This is a genomic window from Streptomyces sp. NBC_00029 (genome assembly GCF_045160505.1).
Classification (GTDB): domain Bacteria; phylum Actinomycetota; class Actinomycetes; order Streptomycetales; family Streptomycetaceae; genus Streptomyces.
Genome location: NZ_CP108292.1, coordinates 5263597 through 5279771, shown reverse-complemented (window position 1 = coordinate 5279771; position 16175 = coordinate 5263597). Strand labels below are relative to the sequence as shown.

At 70.7% G+C, this 16175-nt stretch carries 18 protein-coding genes; 7 read left to right on the top strand and 11 right to left on the bottom strand.

Annotation, left to right across the window (positions count from 1 at the left end; translation table 11 throughout):
* Positions 1 to 39 precede the first annotated feature (39 nt).
* On the bottom strand, positions 40 to 2013 hold the full coding sequence (locus OG753_RS24745) for an AMP-dependent synthetase/ligase (protein WP_405792795.1): 1974 nt from the start codon (positions 2011 to 2013) through the stop codon (positions 40 to 42).
* A 333-nt stretch (positions 2014 to 2346) separates the two neighbouring features.
* On the opposite strand from OG753_RS24745, the gene OG753_RS24740 reads away from it, so the two are divergent.
* A complete protein-coding gene (locus OG753_RS24740) occupies positions 2347 to 3165 on the top strand; it encodes a DUF4190 domain-containing protein (protein ID WP_405790174.1) in 819 nt (272 codons plus the stop codon).
* Between the two features lie 49 nt (positions 3166 to 3214).
* Here OG753_RS24740 and OG753_RS24735 read toward each other — a convergent pair whose 3' ends face one another.
* A complete protein-coding gene (locus OG753_RS24735; RefSeq protein WP_405790172.1) occupies positions 3215 to 4141 on the bottom strand; it encodes a helix-turn-helix domain-containing protein in 927 nt (308 codons plus the stop codon).
* Between the two features lie 455 nt (positions 4142 to 4596).
* On the opposite strand from OG753_RS24735, the gene OG753_RS24730 reads away from it, so the two are divergent.
* Genes OG753_RS24730 through OG753_RS24715 form a run of 4 tightly spaced genes read left to right on the top strand, consistent with a single transcriptional unit; the run spans position 4597 to position 7065 of the window.
* Positions 4597 to 5040: a hypothetical protein gene (locus OG753_RS24730; protein WP_405790170.1), complete on the top strand. Its 444-nt coding sequence runs from the start codon at positions 4597 to 4599 to the stop codon at positions 5038 to 5040.
* Positions 5037 to 6437: a hypothetical protein gene (locus OG753_RS24725; RefSeq protein ID WP_405790168.1), complete on the top strand. Its 1401-nt coding sequence runs from the start codon at positions 5037 to 5039 to the stop codon at positions 6435 to 6437. The genes OG753_RS24730 and OG753_RS24725 overlap by 4 nt, the downstream gene beginning before the upstream one ends.
* The gene (locus OG753_RS24720) at positions 6434 to 6754 is read left to right on the top strand and encodes a hypothetical protein (RefSeq protein ID WP_405790167.1); all 321 of its coding nucleotides are present in this window, start codon (positions 6434 to 6436) and stop codon (positions 6752 to 6754) included. The genes OG753_RS24725 and OG753_RS24720 overlap by 4 nt, the downstream gene beginning before the upstream one ends.
* Positions 6751 to 7065 (top strand): hypothetical protein, encoded by a 315-nt coding sequence (locus OG753_RS24715; RefSeq protein WP_327263871.1) that lies wholly within the window; start codon positions 6751 to 6753, stop codon positions 7063 to 7065. The genes OG753_RS24720 and OG753_RS24715 overlap by 4 nt, the downstream gene beginning before the upstream one ends.
* 119 nt (positions 7066 to 7184) lie before the next feature.
* Here the strand turns inward: OG753_RS24715 and OG753_RS24710 are convergent, their stop codons facing one another.
* The 5 genes from OG753_RS24710 to OG753_RS24690 form a co-directional block, all read right to left on the bottom strand.
* Entirely contained in the window at positions 7185 to 8504 is a 1320-nt protein-coding gene (locus OG753_RS24710; protein WP_327263870.1) for a dicarboxylate/amino acid:cation symporter, read from the bottom strand.
* 371 nt (positions 8505 to 8875) lie between these two features.
* On the bottom strand, positions 8876 to 9148 hold the full coding sequence (locus OG753_RS24705) for a DUF4229 domain-containing protein (protein WP_327266890.1): 273 nt from the start codon (positions 9146 to 9148) through the stop codon (positions 8876 to 8878).
* Between the two features lie 161 nt (positions 9149 to 9309).
* A complete protein-coding gene (locus tag OG753_RS24700) occupies positions 9310 to 9834 on the bottom strand; it encodes a GNAT family N-acetyltransferase (protein ID WP_327263869.1) in 525 nt (174 codons plus the stop codon).
* A 100-nt stretch (positions 9835 to 9934) separates the two neighbouring features.
* Positions 9935 to 11098, bottom strand: a complete 1164-nt coding sequence (gene mqnE / locus OG753_RS24695) for an aminofutalosine synthase MqnE (RefSeq protein ID WP_327263868.1) — start codon at positions 11096 to 11098, stop codon at positions 9935 to 9937.
* 60 nt (positions 11099 to 11158) lie between these two features.
* Positions 11159 to 11614, bottom strand: coding sequence for an Lrp/AsnC family transcriptional regulator (locus tag OG753_RS24690; RefSeq protein WP_030710106.1), 456 nt, complete (start codon positions 11612 to 11614; stop codon positions 11159 to 11161).
* A gap of 123 nt (positions 11615 to 11737) precedes the next feature.
* Here OG753_RS24690 and OG753_RS24685 point away from each other — a divergent pair, with 123 nt between their 5' ends.
* A complete protein-coding gene (locus OG753_RS24685; protein WP_189733807.1) occupies positions 11738 to 11875 on the top strand; it encodes a hypothetical protein in 138 nt (45 codons plus the stop codon).
* Here OG753_RS24685 and OG753_RS24680 read toward each other — a convergent pair.
* Positions 11872 to 12564 carry a UbiX family flavin prenyltransferase gene (locus OG753_RS24680; protein ID WP_405790164.1) on the bottom strand — a complete coding sequence of 231 codons (693 nt, stop codon included), beginning with the start codon at positions 12562 to 12564 and terminating at the stop codon, positions 11872 to 11874. The genes OG753_RS24685 and OG753_RS24680 overlap by 4 nt on opposite strands.
* A 90-nt stretch (positions 12565 to 12654) precedes the next feature.
* Between OG753_RS24680 and OG753_RS24675 the strand changes: the two genes are divergently transcribed.
* Complete coding sequence (locus OG753_RS24675) at positions 12655 to 13251, top strand: rhomboid family intramembrane serine protease (RefSeq protein WP_327263866.1); 597 nt, start codon at positions 12655 to 12657, stop codon at positions 13249 to 13251.
* Here the strand turns inward: OG753_RS24675 and mqnP are convergent.
* Genes mqnP through OG753_RS24660 form a run of 3 tightly spaced genes read right to left on the bottom strand, consistent with a single transcriptional unit; the run spans position 13248 to position 16086 of the window.
* Positions 13248 to 14168, bottom strand: coding sequence for a menaquinone biosynthesis prenyltransferase MqnP (mqnP, locus tag OG753_RS24670; protein WP_327263865.1), 921 nt, complete (start codon positions 14166 to 14168; stop codon positions 13248 to 13250). The genes OG753_RS24675 and mqnP overlap by 4 nt on opposite strands.
* Positions 14165 to 14635: a hypothetical protein gene (locus OG753_RS24665; protein WP_327263864.1), complete on the bottom strand. Its 471-nt coding sequence runs from the start codon at positions 14633 to 14635 to the stop codon at positions 14165 to 14167. Before OG753_RS24665 ends, mqnP begins: the two co-directional genes overlap by 4 nt.
* Positions 14632 to 16086, bottom strand: coding sequence for a menaquinone biosynthesis decarboxylase (locus tag OG753_RS24660; protein WP_327263863.1), 1455 nt, complete (start codon positions 16084 to 16086; stop codon positions 14632 to 14634). The genes OG753_RS24665 and OG753_RS24660 overlap by 4 nt, the downstream gene beginning before the upstream one ends.
* Between the last annotated feature and the right edge of the window lie 89 nt (positions 16087 to 16175).

The following is a 16175-nucleotide window of genomic DNA, read 5'->3' as shown; positions in this document are numbered from 1 at the left end:
TCGCGGCGCTCACTCCTCGCGCGCTCGCTCCTCACGCGCTCAGCCCTCCCCCGCCCAGTCCTCCCGCGGCCCCCGGTACAGCTCCTGGATCCGGTCCGCGTAGTCACGGGCGATCGCGCCGCGCCTGAGCTTCAGCGACGGCGTCAGGTGGCCGCGCGCCTCGGTGAAATCGCGCGGGAGGACGGCGAAGCGGCGGATCGACTCGGCGCGCGAGACCAGCCGGTTCGCCTCGTCCACCGCCCGCTGCAGGTCCGCCCGGAGTTCCTCGTCCTGCACGAGCTCACGGATCGGCACGTTCTGCTTCTTGTGCATCTGGCGCCAGTGCTGCAGCCCGTCGGGTTCCAGCGTGATCAGCGCGGTGATGTAGGGCCGGTTGTCGCCGACGACCATGCACTGGCCGACCAGCGGGTGGGCCCGCAGCCAGTCCTCCAGCGGTGCGGGAGCGACGTTCTTGCCGCCGGAGGTGATGATCAGGTCCTTCTTGCGGCCGGTGATGGTGAGGTAGCCGTCGGCGTCGAGCTCGCCGATGTCGCCGGTGGCAAGCCAGCTCCCGTACGGGGCCGCCTGCGCGGCGTTCCAGTAGCCGGCGAAGACGTGGCGGCCGCCCAGCAGCACCTCTCCGTCGTCCGCGATCCGTACGGCCGTGCCCGGCAGCGGCCAGCCGACGGTGCCCAGGCGGGGCCGCTGCGGCGGGGTCACGGTGCTCGCGCCGGTGGTCTCCGTCAGCCCGTAGCCCTCGAAGACCTCGATGCCGGCGCCGGTGTAGAAGGCCGCGAGCCGTCGGCCGAGCGGTGATCCGCCGCTCAGGATGTAGCGGACGCGGCCGCCGAGCGCGGCGCGGATCCGGCGGTAGACGAGCGGGTCGTACAGGGAGCGGGCGAGGCGCAGCACGAGGCCGGGGGCCTTGCCCTCGACGGTCTCGCCGAAGCGCCGCGCGATGCGGGCGGCCCGGTCGAAGGAGGAGGCCCGGCCCATTCTCTCCGCGGTGGCCCGGGCGGTGTTGTAGACCTTCTCCAGCACGTACGGGATGGCCAGGAGGAAGGTGGGCCGGAAGCCCGCGAGGTCGGCGAGGAGGTCCTCGGTACGGATGCTGGGCGCGTGCCCGAGCTTGACGCGGGCCCGCATGCAGCCGATGGCCACCATCCGCCCGAAGACATGGCTGAGCGGCAGGAACAGCAGGGTGGAGGCGGGGTCCTTGCTGACGGATGTGAAGACGGGGTGCAACAGCTCCACCGCGTTGTCGACCTGGGCGTAGAAGTTGGCGTGGGTGATCACGCAGCCCTTGGGCTGCCCGGTGGTGCCGGAGGTGTAGATGAGGGTGGCGACGGAGTCCGGCGTGCGGGCGGCCCGCCGGTTGTGCACCACCGCGTCCGGGATGCGTTCCCCGACCTTGACCAGCCGGGCGATCGCTCCGGTGTCGAATTCCCACAGGTGCGTCAGCCAGGGCAGGTTGCCGCGCTCGGCGCTGATCAGCCGGGCCTGGGCGGTGTCCTCGACGGCGCAGGCCACGGCCCCGGAGTCCTGGATGATCCAGCGCGCCTGGAGGGCCGAGGAGGTCGGGTAGATCGGTACGGTGACCAGCCCGGCGGCCCATCCGGCGAAGTCGAGCAGGGTCCATTCGTAGGTGGTACGGGCCATGATGGCGAGCCGGTCGCCCTCGCGGAGCCCTTCGGCGATCAGGCCCTTGGCCACGGCGAGCACCTCGGCCGCGAATTGTGCGGCCGTGACGTCGCGCCAGACGCCGTCGCGGTCCTTGCGGGCGAGCACCGCCTCGCCGGGCGCCTCCCAGGCGTTGTGGAACGGGAGGTCCCCGAGGGACCCCCGGTCCGGCGGTCCGACCAGCGCGGGCACCCGTACCTCACGGACCACTCCGTCGATCACGGTCTTGACGGGTTCCACCGGCTCTACGGGCCTGACCAGCCTCAACTCGGATGCCACGGTGATCTCTCCTCGGCTCGGCGCAAGCGTTACCGCCGGTAATCTACGGAGCGGCAACCGGCCCGGCCAGACCATGGAGGGGTTCTTCACCGACGCTCCACGCCACCGCCCCACACCCCGGACGCGGCGGTGGCCACGACGCAGTCGGTGAAATCGCGGGGCCCACGGCCGGGCGACCCGCCGGCCCGCACCGGCACACGGTGGAATCGGTCGACCGCCGGGCGGGCTGCGGGAGCGCGTTCGGCCCGAGCGCGGCCGTCCGCCGCACGGACGGAACCCGTCCCGGCCGGCGCCGCACCGGCAGGTAGCGTAGGGGCGGCGTAAAGACCACGGACGGGCACGTGTCGGTGCGTTGCGACTGCCGGGCCGTTGACGCGTCTCACCCTCTGAGCAAGGAGCTCCACACGCATGTCCATACCACCGCAGCCTCCGTCGTCCCCCGGTCCGTACGGCCAGCCCCAGCCCGGCCCGTACGGCCAGCCGGGCCCGTACGGCCAGCCGGGGCAGCAGCCCGGTCAGCCGCCGTACGGCCAGCCGGGACAGCCGGGCTGGTACCCGCAGCAGTCGCAGAAGACCAACCCGCTGGCCATCGTGGCGTTCGTCATGTCGATCGTCTGCGCGATCCCGCTGGTCCCGCTGATCCTCGGTTTCGTCGCCCTCTCCCAGATCAAGTCCCGTGGTGAGAAGGGCAAGGGCCTCGCCATCGCGGCGATCGTCATCCACGGCGCGACCATCGCGTTCTACGGCATCTTCATCGCCCTCGGCCTCTCCGGCGCGCTGGACGACGACACCACGAAGAAGCGCGACACCGGCGGCCAGGTCACCGCCCCGGTCGCCGGCGGCGTGAGCGACATCAAGGCGGGGGACTGCTTCAACACGAGCGACGACCTGTCGAAGTACAACGCCGAGGACGGCAGCCAGGCCGCCCTCTCGGTGCGCATCGTGCCCTGCGACCAGCCGCACAAGGGCGAGGCGTACTCCGTCTTCGACCTGGAGGGCGGGCTGTACCCGGGCGAGGAGAAGGTCGTGTCCATCGCCGAGGAGAAGTGCGGGGGCACCGCGCTCACCACGTACCTGGGCAAGGACGCGAAGGTCTCGGACAAGCTCGAGGTGTACTACTACTACCCGCAGGCCACCACCTGGATCCGGGGCGACCGCGAGGTCACCTGCTTCGTGGGCGACCCGAGCGGCCCCACCACGGGCTCGATCCGCGCCGCGGGCTCCTGACCCGCACCGGCCGGGCCCGCCTCAGGGGCGTCGGCCGGGTCCCGCCCCTTCAGGCCGCATCCGCGCCCGGGTCGGCCGGCGGGCAGTCGCGGCAGCGGCGCGGGTACGGCGCACGGAACGCGCGGTCGCAGCCGTCGCAGTTCTGGAGCGGGTGCGGCGCTTCGGCATCCCGGACCGGCGGGGCCACCGGGGCCGGGGGCAGCCGGGGCGGGAGCAGCCTGGTGAGGCGGTACGCGACGACGGCCGCGGGGTTGCGCATCTGGTCGGGGAGGTCCGCGGACACGGCCCGCGCGACCGCGTCGGGGGCGATCCCGCGCTCCAGCCAGGCGGAGGCGTCCGGCGCGAGGCGCCGTACGTCGCGCTCGGAGAGCAGGAGCCGCGGGTCGTGGCGCCGTAGCCCGGCGAGCAGTTCGAGCGCACCGGGGTGCGGGCCCGGCCCGGCCACCTCCGCCGGGGCGACAGGCTCGGGCTGCGGACCCGGCTCCAGGTCCGGCCCCGGCTCCGACTCCAGGCCCGGCCCCGACTGCGGCTCCAGGCCCGGCTCCGGCTCCGGCTCCGGCTCCAGAGGTGGCTGGGGCGGAGGTGGCGGCAGCGGCGGCTCGTCCGGGGCGGCCTCCGGCCTGTTGTACGAGTACGTCCGGGTCACCACCCGCCCGGTCTGCAGCCGCTCGCGCCGGCGTTGGAGATAGCCGTGCCTCTCCAGCTCCCGCAGCGCGGAACCGATCCGGATCTCGCCCTCCGGGAACCGCGCGGTCAGCGCCTTGACGCCGATCGGGGCCCCGTCGGGCAGCGACTGGATGTGGGCCGCGACCCCGATCGCCGTCGCCGACAGTTCGCGGTGCTGGAGGAGGTGGTTGCCGACCACCGTGTAGTGACTCGCGTGGCGCACGTTGACGTGGATGACACCGGATCGGGGGGTCCCTGAGGGAACTCGGGACGAGGCGCGCGAGACCGCGCTAGGGTGCTGAAGAGCCATGGGGAAGCGAGCCACTTCCTAAGATGGTCAGGCCCTCGGCCGGGATTGCAGTCCCACCGGGGGCCGTCTCATGTCTGCGGTTGTCGGGGCGAGCATATGCCAGCCAACCAGTAGTAAATCCAGCCCAGTTGGCACGATTCACCCGTCCGGGCGACGCCGGCCGGTGGGGTTGGTCGGTTGGTCATTTCCCCCGGTTCTTTGGGTCTTTACGCGTCCAGGCGCACCGGATCCCGGTATCCCGCGACCCGGTTCCCGTCCGATGTCCCGGGGCGGCAGGAGCCCCGCGTCGCGGATTCCCGCGACCCGGTCCCGGCGGCCGGCGGAACCGTACGAACGCCTTCCGCGTCTCCGGTCCATATCGGCGCCGCCGAGGGCCCATGCGGAAATCCCCGTATTAGCATGGACATGACCAGCTGATTCTGGCCATGTCCAGTTATCAACTCCCCAGGGGATACATGTCGTTCGACGCGGAGTGGGCTCAGCACAAGGCCGCCGCCCTCGCACAGCAGTCACCCGTGATGCGGCTCAATCAGGCACCCCCCGACGGCGGCGCGCCCGCGAGCCCGGCCGGGAGCCTGGTGGCCGGGGCCGCCTCCATCAACGGCAACGCCAACCTGCTGATCGAGATCGCCGCGCTCCTCCACGAGGGCCGGCCCGACGGAGACGCGAGCACCATGGCACGCGCCCCAAGGGCCCATGCCGACGTCTCCACGGAGGTCCTGCGCTTCGCCCGCTTCGCCGACGACCAGTTCAAGGACACGGTCAGCCTGCTCGCCGCCCTGGCCACCCGCCTCAAGACGGCCGGCACCGGCTTCGCGCAGGTGGACGACGACACCGCCCGCTCCTTCCTCGGCAGCCTCCTCGAATCGGGGCAGTACGTGAAACCGGAGGCCAAGTGAGCGGGCTCAGCCACCGCAAGGACGTCCAGTTCCTGGAGGAGTGCAACCCGGCCCTGGTGGAACGCAACGCCGCCGAGTTCAAGCGCCTGCGCGATCTGCTCGTCCAGGCCGAGGAGCCCGCCCGGCGGGCCGAGACCGGCACCGAATGGCACAGCGACGGCAGCCACACGTACACCTCGCGCCTCTCCGAGGCCCGGCAGCTCGTGCAGCACATCGCCGAGGGGTACGACAGGGCCGCGAGCGCCCTGCACGCGTACGCGGCGGCCCTGACGACCGCCAAGTCCCACTACTCGAACGGCCGGGGCTCCGAGCGCAAGCTGGCCGCCCTGATCGCCACGAAGGGCACCGCGGTCACCCGCACCGCCCAGGAGGCGGAGCCGATGCGCCAGTGGGAGGACATGCGGGCGACGACCGGCTTCCTCGACGGTCTCGCCGAGCTCACGATGGACGTGGACGACATCCGCGAGGAGGCGGACCGCCTCCACGACGACGCCGGCGGCAACTTCCGGCTGGCCGGGACCACCGAGCAGGAAGCGCGCAGCTCCTGCGTCCACGCGCTCAAGCAGGCGTACGAGCTGCTGCCCGAGTTCAGGCTGAAGGGCGGGGCGGGCGGGGTCGACCTCTACGCGGCCATGGCCGACATCCGCCGCGAGGCGGCTGAGGCCCGCACCAACCCCCTGACCCATCTGCCGGGCAGTGGCCCGAAGAAGGAGATGACGGGTCCGGTGGGGCCGGACACCCCGGTCTCCCCGCAGCTCCGCGACATCCGGATGCGGGTCGCGGGGCTGCCGGACGCCGCCGACAACTACTGGATCCCCCTCGTCACGGACGAGATGCACGCGGACTGGATCTCCCGGAACAAGGAGGTCCTGCGGGCGGCGGCCAGGAACGCGGGCCTGCCGGAAGAGCTGGTCGCGGGCGTGGCCTGGCAGGAGATCGGCGGCTATCAGCCCGGCCTGCTGGACGACGTGACCGGCACGATCCGCGAACAGGCCGCGGCTCCCTGGGGCCTGAGCCCGGTCACCCCCGAGAACCTTCCGTGGCGTCTCGGCGGGAATCCGGACGAGACCTCCTACGGGCCGATCGCCATCCAGCTGCGGCGCGGTGCCGAAGTGCTCGGCTACGACCCGGCGAACCTCACCGACCACCAGCGGACCCTGGTCGAAGAGGCCCTGCAGGACCCCAAGCAGAATGCCTTCATAGCCGCCGGACACCTGGCGCAGATCAAGGCGGAGAGCGGTCTCGCCGACGTGCCCGCCGACCGGATGACGGAGGCCCAGATGCGGGAGATCGCCGCGCGCTACAACGGAGGGCCCTACTGGGACCTCCCCAAGGCCCAGGGCTACGGTGACCGGTTCGTCGGGGACCTCGGCCGAGCGAAGGACGCCATGCGATGACGTATCCCCGGGAGAGCATCGACCTGCCCGAGGACCGGGGCTGCCTGCGATGGGTACTGGGTGTCCCGCTCGGGATCATCCACCTGCTCAACGCCGTCGCCGTGTGGGCGGCCCTCTTCGCCGGACCCCGGGCCGAGTGGGACCACCAGGGCTACGAGGGCGTCTCCGCGATGTGCTTCATCTCCGTGTCCCTGAGCACCCTGGGCCTGCTCATCACCCTCGTCCCGAGCGTGCGCCGGACCATGGGCCTGTGGTGGTTCGCCCCGCCCATCGTCCTCGGGCTGATCGCGTACGTCCGCGGCGCGACGCTCGGATGAGGCTCCCCCGCGAGAACATCGACCTGCCCGAGGACCGCGGCTGCCTGCAGTGGGTCCTCGGGATACCGCTCGCCCTCGGCTACGTCCCCGCGGTGTTCACCTGCTACGCCGCCCTGACGCTGCGGGCGGAGCCCGGCGACGAGGTGATGCGCGACACCGTCCGCTTCATGTCCGGCTGCTCCCTGGTGCTGTGCCTCGTAGGACTGCTGGTCACCATCACCCCGCTGTTCCGCCGGACGATGGGCCGGTGGTGGTTCGCCGCACCGTTCCTTCTGGCGACGGTCGCGTACTTCCGCGCGCAGACGGTCTGACGGCTCCGACGGCCGGACTCCGAGGGCGGGGGCGGAAGGCCCTGCGAACGCCGCAGCCCCCGCCCGGGGACGAGGGCGGGGGCTGCGGCGCACACGGTGCGGTGCGGGTGCGGGGCGGGTCAGGCCGCGACCACGACCTGCTCGGTGGCCGGGGCCGGCTCGTCCAGCAGTGAGGCCGAGGCGGAGGCGTAGGCCTCCTTGTCCAGGATTCCCTCGCGGGCCGAGACGATGACCGGGACCAGGGCCTGGCCGGCCACGTTGGTGGCGGTGCGGATCATGTCCAGGATCGGGTCGATCGCCAGCAGCAGGCCGACGCCCGCGAGCGGCAGGCCCAGCGTGGAGAGGGTCAGCGTCAGCATGACGGTGGCGCCCGTCAGGCCGGCCGTGGCGGCCGAGCCGATGACCGAGACGAAGACGATGAGCAGGTACTCCTTGATGCCCAGCTGCACGTCGAAGATCTGCGCGATGAAGATGGCGGCGAGTGCCGGGTAGATCGCGGCGCAGCCGTCCATCTTGGTGGTGGCGCCGAACGGGACGGCGAAGGAGGCGTACTCCTTCGGGACGCCGAGGCGCTCGGTGACCTTCTGGGTGACCGGCATGGTGCCGACCGAGGAGCGGGAGACGAAGGCGAGCTGGATGGCGGGCCAGGCGCCCTTGAAGAACTGCAGCGGGCTGACCTTGGCGACCGTCGCGAGGAGCAGCGGGTACACGCCGAACATGACGATGGCGCAGCCGATGTAGACGTCGGCGGTGAAGGTCGCGTACTTGCCGATCAGGTCCCAGCCGTACGTGGCGATCGCGGTGCCGATGAGGCCGATGGTGCCGATCGGAGCCAGCCGGATGACCCACCACAGGGCCTTCTGGAGCAGCTCCAGGGCGGACTCCGCGAGGTCCAGGACCGGCTTGGCCTTGGCGCCGAGCTGGAGGGCGGCGATACCGGCGACGACGGCCAGGAAGACGATCTGCAGGACCTTCAGCTCGGTGAAGGGCGTGACGATGTCCGTCGGGACGATCCCGGTCAGGAAGTCGATCCAGGAGCCGGTCCGCTTGGGGTCCTTGCCGTCCGCGGCGGTGAGGCCGGTACCGGAACCCGGGTCGGTCAGCAGGCCGATGCCGATGCCGATGCCGACCGCGATCAGCGACGTGATCATGAACCAGAGCAGCGTGCGACTGGCGAGCCGTGCCGCGTTGTTCACCTTCCGCAGGTTGGTGATCGACACCAGGATCGCGAAGAAGACGAGCGGGGCGATGGCCAGCTTCAGCAGCTGGATGAAGATGTCGCCGGTCTTCTCCAGGGTGGTGGCGAGCCAGCTGACGTCCTGGCTGCGGGCTATCCAGCCGAAGAGGACGCCGAGGGCGAGACCGGCGACGATCTGGGCCCAGAAGGGGAACTTGAACGAGGCCTTGGCAGGGGCCTGGGGGGTCGCGGACACGGACACTCTCCGGAGGTGACGCACGAAGACAGGGGGGAAGTACTGCGGTGGCGAAGCGGTGCGGCAGCAGCCGGAAGGGCCGGCCGGGACGGCTGCTGTATCGATTCAGCTCAACAGCAACAGGCCGCGGACGCGCGGCGGCAGAGGTCGACGTGCAGGCGCATCACGAGCGGAACGCTCGTGATCATGGGGTGCGCAACTGTGGTCAACATGTTGAACACGCTAACACTTCTCCTTTGAGAATCTCAAAGGGGTGCTTTGAGACAGCGGCGCAAGAGGCCCCCTTGCGCAGACCGGGAAAACGCGAACGCCCCAGCATTACGGGCGGTATACCCGGTGCTGGGGCGGTTCGATGTGTGATGAAGCCAACTGGGGCGTTACGAGCTCACGCGCGCCGCGTCGTCGGCCTGGTCCTCCTGGCTGCGGTTCGCGGCGAGCTTCTGCTTCGCACCCGCGACGCGACCGGAGATCTGCTGGGACATCTCGTCGCGCTGCTTGCGCAGGAGGACGAAGGAGAGCGGGGCCGAGATCACGAGGGCGAGCAGCACGACCCAGGCCACGTTGGCGTCCCCGAGCCCGGCGGGCACCCAGCCCAGCCGGACGAGGCCGGCGACGGCGACGAGGCATCCGACGAAGATGCCCAGGCGCATCGCGGTGTAGCGGATCGTTGCGCTCGGCTTGAGGGACACGGTGACCCCTTCTCTCTCGTCGTGGTCTGCGGCGGCTGATGCCCGTCCAGTGAAGCACGCCGCCACCCCGCCGCGGCCCTCCGGGGTACGGCGGCGGGTGCGGCAGCGGGTGCGGCCGCCGGTCAGTGCAGCGGCAGCAGCATCACGATGTCGTCGCGGTCGTCGCCCGGGGCCACCCGGATCGCGCCGGGGACGCGGCCGACCTCCTTGTAGCCGCAGGAGGCGTAGAAGTGCTCCAGGCCCAGGCCGCCGCGGCAGGTGAGACGGACGGCGTCGATGTTCCCGAGGGAACGGGCCGCGGCCTCCGTGGCGGCCATCAGTTCGCGCCCGTACCCCTTGCCCTGGTGGCGCGGATGGACCATCACCGTGTAGGCCCACAGCCAGTGGAGCTGGAGCGCGTGCGAGTTGTGGACGAGGAAGGCGGTCGCGGCGACCGCCCCGTCCCCGTCGTGCCCGACGAGCAGCCGGCAGCTCCCGCCGGCGACGCCGGCGAGGTGCTTGTCCAGCGCGGGGCGGACCTCGTCGGAGGTGACCGGGGGCACGAAGCCCACGGCGCCGCCCGCGTTGGAGACGTCGGCCCACAGCGCCAGGATTCCATCACGCAGGGCAGGGTCGACGACCGGGTCCAGGGTGAAAGTAAGGGTCATATGGCGAGTTTATCCATTACCCAATCGGCGCGTCCAGAAAACGCCGAACCCCGGCCCAGGGGCCGGGGTTCGACTGACCGGAAGAGGCCGGACCGGGCTGTCAGACGCGCATCGCCTGCGGGGTCTCGCGCAGGTCTGCGTCCGGGCCGGGGTACTCGCGGATGATCTCGTAGCGCGTGTTGCGCTCGACCGGACGGAAGCCCGCTTCGCGGATCAGGTCCAGCAGATCGTCACGGCCCAGCTTGTTCGGGGTGCCGTAGTTGTCCGCGTCGTGCGTGATCTTGTACTCGACGACCGAGCCGTCCATGTCGTCCGCACCGTGCTGCAGCGCGAGCTGGGCGGTCTGCACGCCGTGCATCACCCAGAACACCTTGACGTGCGGCACGTTGTCGAAGAGCAGTCGCGAGACGGCGAAGGTCTTCAGCGCCTCGGCGCCGGTCGCCATCGTCGTACGCGCCTGGAGCTTGTTGCGTACCTTGCCGTCCTTCATGTCCACGAAGTCGTGCTGGTAGCGCAGCGGGATGAAGACCTGGAAGCCGCCGGTCTCGTCCTGCAGCTCGCGCAGCCGCAGCACGTGGTCCACGCGGTGGCGCGGCTCCTCGATGTGCCCGTACAGCATGGTCGCGGGGGTCTTGAGACCCTTCTCGTGCGCCAGCCGGTGGATGCGCGACCAGTCTTCCCAGTGGGTGCGGTGGTCGACGATGTGCTGCCGGACCTCCCAGTCGAAGATCTCCGCGCCGCCGCCGGTGAGCGACTCCAGGCCCGCCTCGATCAGCTCGTCCAGGATCTCGGACGCCGTGAGACCGGAGATCGTCTCGAAGTGGTGGATCTCGGTCGCCGTGAACGCCTTCAGCGAGACGTTCGGCAGCGCCTTCTTCAGCTCGGAGAGCGAGCGCGGGTAGTAGCGCCACGGCAGGTTCGGGTGCAGGCCGTTGACGATGTGCAGCTCGGTGAGGTTGTCGTTCTCCATGGCCTTGGCCAGGCGCACGGCCTCCTCGATGCGCATCGTGTACGCGTCCTTCTCGCCCGGCTTGCGCTGGAACGAGCAGTACGCGCACGAGGCGGTGCACACGTTCGTCATGTTGAGGTGCCGGTTGACGTTGAAGTGGACGACGTCACCGTTCTTGCGCGTGCGCACCTCGTGGGCGAGGCCGCCCAGCCAGGCCAGGTCGTCCGACTCGTAGAGGGCGATACCGTCCTCACGGGTCAGCCGCTCGCCGGAGCGGACCTTCTCCTCCAGCTCACGCTTGAGCCCAGCGTCCATGTACCGGTCGCCTCCTCTAGATGCCTCTGCCTGTCCTGCGAACCCTGCCCCACCGTACTCTCAGGCTTCCTCGGGCAGCTCCCCGACCCGGTTCTCCCACTTGGTGGAGAGCACGATGGTGGTACGGGTGCGCGAGACGCCCTTGGTTCCGGAGAGCCTGCGGATGATCTTCTCCAGGCCGTCCACGTCGTTGGCGCGCACCTTCAGCATGAAGGAGTCGTCGCCGGCGATGAACCAGCAGTCCTCGATCTCGTTGAGGTCGCGCAGCCGCCGGGCCACGTCCTCGTGGTCCGCGGCGTCGGACATGGAGAGCCCGATCAGCGCCGTGACGCCGAGGCCGAGCGAACGCGAGTCCACCGTCGCGCGGTAGCCGGTGATGACCCCGGCCGTCTCCAGTCGGTTGATGCGGTCGGTGACGCTGGGGCCGGAGAGGCCCACGAGACGGCCCAGCTCCGCGTACGAGGCACGACCGTTTTCCCGGAGTGCCTGGATGAGCTGCCTGTCCACCGTGTCCATTTACGTGGAGCCTTCCATTATTCGGCGATCCTGCAAGTCTAGGTATAGAATCTAAGGCACACAGGGTCAACACCCTGTGAAATCTTATCGCTGATCAATGACGATCTTCAGGAGTGGTTCACCGTGTTCACGATCGAGATGGCCTACGCACACATGCGGGAGCTCCAGGAGCTGGCCAACCGATCCCGTGCCCACCAGCCCGCCGCGGCCCACCGCGTCGACAAGGCCCGCAAGCCGCTCGGCCGTAAGAAGAAGGCCTAGTCACCGGCGCTTGCCCCCCGGGGAGTACGGGAGCCTCCCAGCTCCCCCTCCCAACGGCGGTACAGCCGGTGCGGCACACCTGCCGCGTCCAGCACCCGCCCCGCGACGAAGTCCACCAGATCCTGGATGTGCGTCGCACCCGTATAGAACGCCGGAGAGGCGGGCAGCACGATCGCGCCCGCCTCGTCCAGCGCCACCAGATGCCGCAGTGTCTGACCGTTCAGCGGGGTCTCCCGCACCGCGACCACCAGCCGGCGCCGCTCCTTGAGCGTCACGCTCGCCACGCGCTGGAGCAGGTCCTTCGACAGTCCGAGCGCCACCCCCGCCACGCAGGCCGTGGACGCGGGGACGATGAGCATCCCCTTGACCGGGTACGAGCCCGAACTCGGGCCCGCCGCCAGGTCTCCCGCACCCCAGTACCGGATGTCCGCGTCGGCCGCCGGGGCCTCGAAGGTCCCCGGTTTGCCGTCGGCGCCACGGGCCAGCCACTCCGCGAGGTCCTCGCGCCAGTGCGCGTCGCGGAAGGCGATCCCGGTCTCGTCCAGCAGAGTGAGACGCGAGGCGCGGCTCACCACCAGGTCGACACTCTCGCCCGCGGCGAGCAGCCCGCGGAGCACCGCCGCCGCGTACGGCGTCCCGGACGCCCCGGAAACCCCGACCACCCACGGGGTGCGCTTGCGCTCAGTCATACCTCCGAGACTATCCGGCCACCGCCGATGGGCACTCAGTAAGGTGTCCGGACGTTCCCGTGACGGGACGTGGCGAGGGGGACGAGGAAGATGAGCACGACGGCGGAAGCGGGCTGGACGCAGCTCGACCGGGCCAAGGCGGCCGGAAAGCTGATGGCGGGCTGGGTGGCACTGCTGTGGCTGATCGAGCTGGTGGACGCGGCCACCGGCCATGCGCTGGACGGGTACGGGATCATCGCCCGCGAGCCGGACGGGCTCACCGGGATACCGCTCGCGCCCTTCCTCCACTTCGGCTTCGACCATGTGGCGGCCAACACCGTCCCGCTGCTGACCCTCGGCTTCGTGGCGGCCCTCAGCGGCATCCGCCGCTTCCTCGCCGTGTGCGCGGCCGTCGCCGTCGTGGACGGTCTCGGCGTCTGGCTGGTCTCCCCCTCGGACACCATCACGGCGGGCGCCTCGGGCCTGATCTTCGGCCTCTTCGGCTACCTGCTGGTCCGCGGCTTCGTGGAACGGCGTCCGCTGGGCGTGGTGGTGGCAGTGGTGATCGCCGCCGTCTGGGGCAGCACCATCTTCCTGGGCATCCTGCCGACGGACTCGGGAGTCAGCTGGCAGGGCCACCTCTTCGGCCTCCTGGCAGGCGCGGCGGCGGCCTTCGCCCTCCCGCGCCGCGCACCGGCCGCCGGCTAGAGGCTCAGGCCCCGTACGGCCAGATCGCCCAGGGCGCACACGAACAGGGCGATCCCGATGAAGCCGTTGACCGTGAAGAAGGCGCGGTTCAGGCGGGACAGGTCGTGCGGCTTGACGATCGTGTGCTCGTAGAGGAAGGCCGCGACGACCACCGCCAGGCCGGCCCAGAACAGCGCGCCCGCGTCCGTGGCGAGTGCGTACCAGGCCAGCAGGGCCGTGGTCACGACGTGCGCGCCGCGCGCGCCCCAGAGGGCGGCCGGGACGCCGAAGCGGGCCGGGACGGACTTGACGCCCTCCGCCCGGTCGGCGGCCACGTCCTGGCAGGCGAAGATCAGGTCGAAGCCGCCGATCCACACGCCGACCGCCAGGCCCAGGAGCACCGCGTCCCAGGACCACTCGCCGGTCACGGCCAGCCAGGCCCCGACCGGGCCCATCGCCTGGGCCAGGCCCAGGATGGCGTGCGGGAAGTTCGTGAACCGCTTGCCGTACGGGTAGACCACCATCGGGATCACGGCGACCGGCGCGAGCGCCAGGCACAGCGGGTTCAGCAGCGCCGCCGAGCCGAGGAAGACCAGCAGCGCGATACCGGCGCCGGTCCAGGCCGCGCGGACCGACACCGCGCCGGTGACCAGCTCACGGCTCGCCGTGCGCGGGTTGCGGGCGTCGATCTCGCGGTCGATGATCCGGTTGGCCGCCATCGCGAAGGTCCGCAGCCCCACCATGCAGATGGTGACGAGCAGCAGGACGCCCCAGTGGACGCGCCGGTCGAGCTGGAACATGGCGGTGAACGCCGCGATGTAGGCGAAGGGCAGCGCGAAGACCGAGTGCTCGATCAGCACGAGCCGAAGGAAGGCCTTGACCTTCCCTGCCTGCGGGGCGGGGCCGGGTCCCTGAAGGGCTTCGGCGGCGGAGGTCATGCGAGGCTCCTGCGGAACTCTTCGAGGTCGGCCGTGAGCTCCGCCGCCGGGAGGGCGCCCAGCTCCAGGGTCCGGACGGTGTCGTCGTCGTGCCCCTCGGGCGGGGTGACGCGTGCGGTGACCTCCCAGTCGCCCCCGGACGGGCGGGCGTCGAGGAGCAGGAAGTTCCCGGCCTCCGCGGTGAACGGCTCCCCGGCCGCCAGGGCCTGCTGGAGCTGCTCCGCGAAGCCGTCCGCCTCGGTGTCCCGTGCGCCGGGCAGCTCGAAACCGCCGCCCTCCCCGTCCACGTCGAACATCAGGGCCCAGGTGTCGCCGGACCCCGCGAATTCCTCGGGGCTGACGCCCGCCTGCTCGGCGGCGAGGAGCACACCGGGCTGCGTCGGGTCGATCTCCGGGCGCATCAGGGCGACGTACCGCTCCGAGGTGCCGATGAAGAACTCGGGGCCGCCCACGGCGATGGGGCTCACAGTCCGTACTCCTTCCAGCGGCGGTCCACCAGGGCGGCCGTCGCCGGGTCGGACTCCACCATGTCGGGCCAGCCGCCGTCGCGGGTGTAGCCCTCCTCGGGCAGCTTCTTCGTCGCGTCGATGCCCGCCTTGCCGCCCCAGAACTGCTGGTACGAGGCGTGGTCCAGGTGGTCCACCGGGCCCTCGACGACGGTGAGGTCGCGGGAGTAGTCGGTGTTGCCCAGGGCCCGCCAGGAGACCTCGTGCAGGTCGTGGACGTCGCAGTCCTTGTCGACCACGATGATCAGCTTGGTCAGCGACATCATGTGGGCGCCCCAGATGGCGTGCATGACCTTCTGGGCGTGCTTCGGGTACTTCTTGTCGATCGAGACGATCGCGCAGTTGTGGAAGCCTCCCGATTCGGGGAGGTGGTAGTCCACGATGTCCGGCACGATGATCTTGAGGAGCGGAAGGAAGAACCGCTCCGTCGCGCGGCCGAGCGGGCCGTCCTCGGTCGGCGGCCGGCCGACCACGATCGACTGGATGAGCGGACGCTTGCGCATCGTCACGCAGTCGATCTTCAGGGCCGGGAAGGGTTCCTGCGGGGTGTAGAAGCCGGTGTGGTCGCCGAACGGGCCCTCCGGCAGCATCTCGCCGGGCTCCAGCCAGCCCTCGATGACGACCTCGGCGTTGGCGGGGACCTGGAGCGGGACCGTCTTGCAGTCGACCATCTCGATCCGCTTGCCCGCGACGAAGCCGGCGAAGAGGTACTCGTCGATGTCGCCCGGCAGCGGCGCGGTGGACGCGTACGTCACCGCGGGCGGGCAGCCGAAGGCGATGGCGACCGGCAGCCGTTCGCCCTTGGCCGCGGCCACGGCGTAGTGGTTGCGGCTGTCCTTGTGGATCTGCCAGTGCATGCCGATGGTGCGCTTGTCGTGGCGCTGGAGCCGGTAGAGGCCGAGGTTGCGGACGCCGGTCTCGGGGTGCTTGGTGTGGGTCAGGCCGAGGTTGAAGAAGTCCCCGCCGTCCTTGGGCCAGGTGAAGAGGGCCGGGAGCCGGTCCAGGTCCACGTCGTCGCCGGTGAGGACGACCTCCTGGACGGGCGCCTCACCCTTGATCTTCTTCGGCGGCACGTGGACCATCGAGCCGAGCTTGCCGAAGGCCTCGCGGACCCCGATGAAGCCCTGCGGGAGCTCGGGCTTGAGCAGGCCGCCGATCTTCTCGCTGATCTCGCCGTACGACTTGAGGCCGAGGGCCTTGAGCAGGCGGCGGTCGGTGCCGAAGACGTTCATGGCCAGCGGCATCGCCGAACCCTTGACGTTCTCGAACAGCAGGGCCGGGCCCCCTGCCTTGTTCACTCTGTCGACGATCTCCCCGACTTCCAGGTACGGGTCGACTTCGGCCTTGATGCGCTTGAGGTCGCCCTCCCGCTCCAGAGCCCGGAGCAGCGAGCGGAGATCGTCGTAAGCCATAGGGGTCAGTATCCGTCACCAACTACCCTGGAGGCGTCACCGGGGCCCGACGTGGGCCCCCCGTCACTGACTGGGAGTCGGTCCCACAC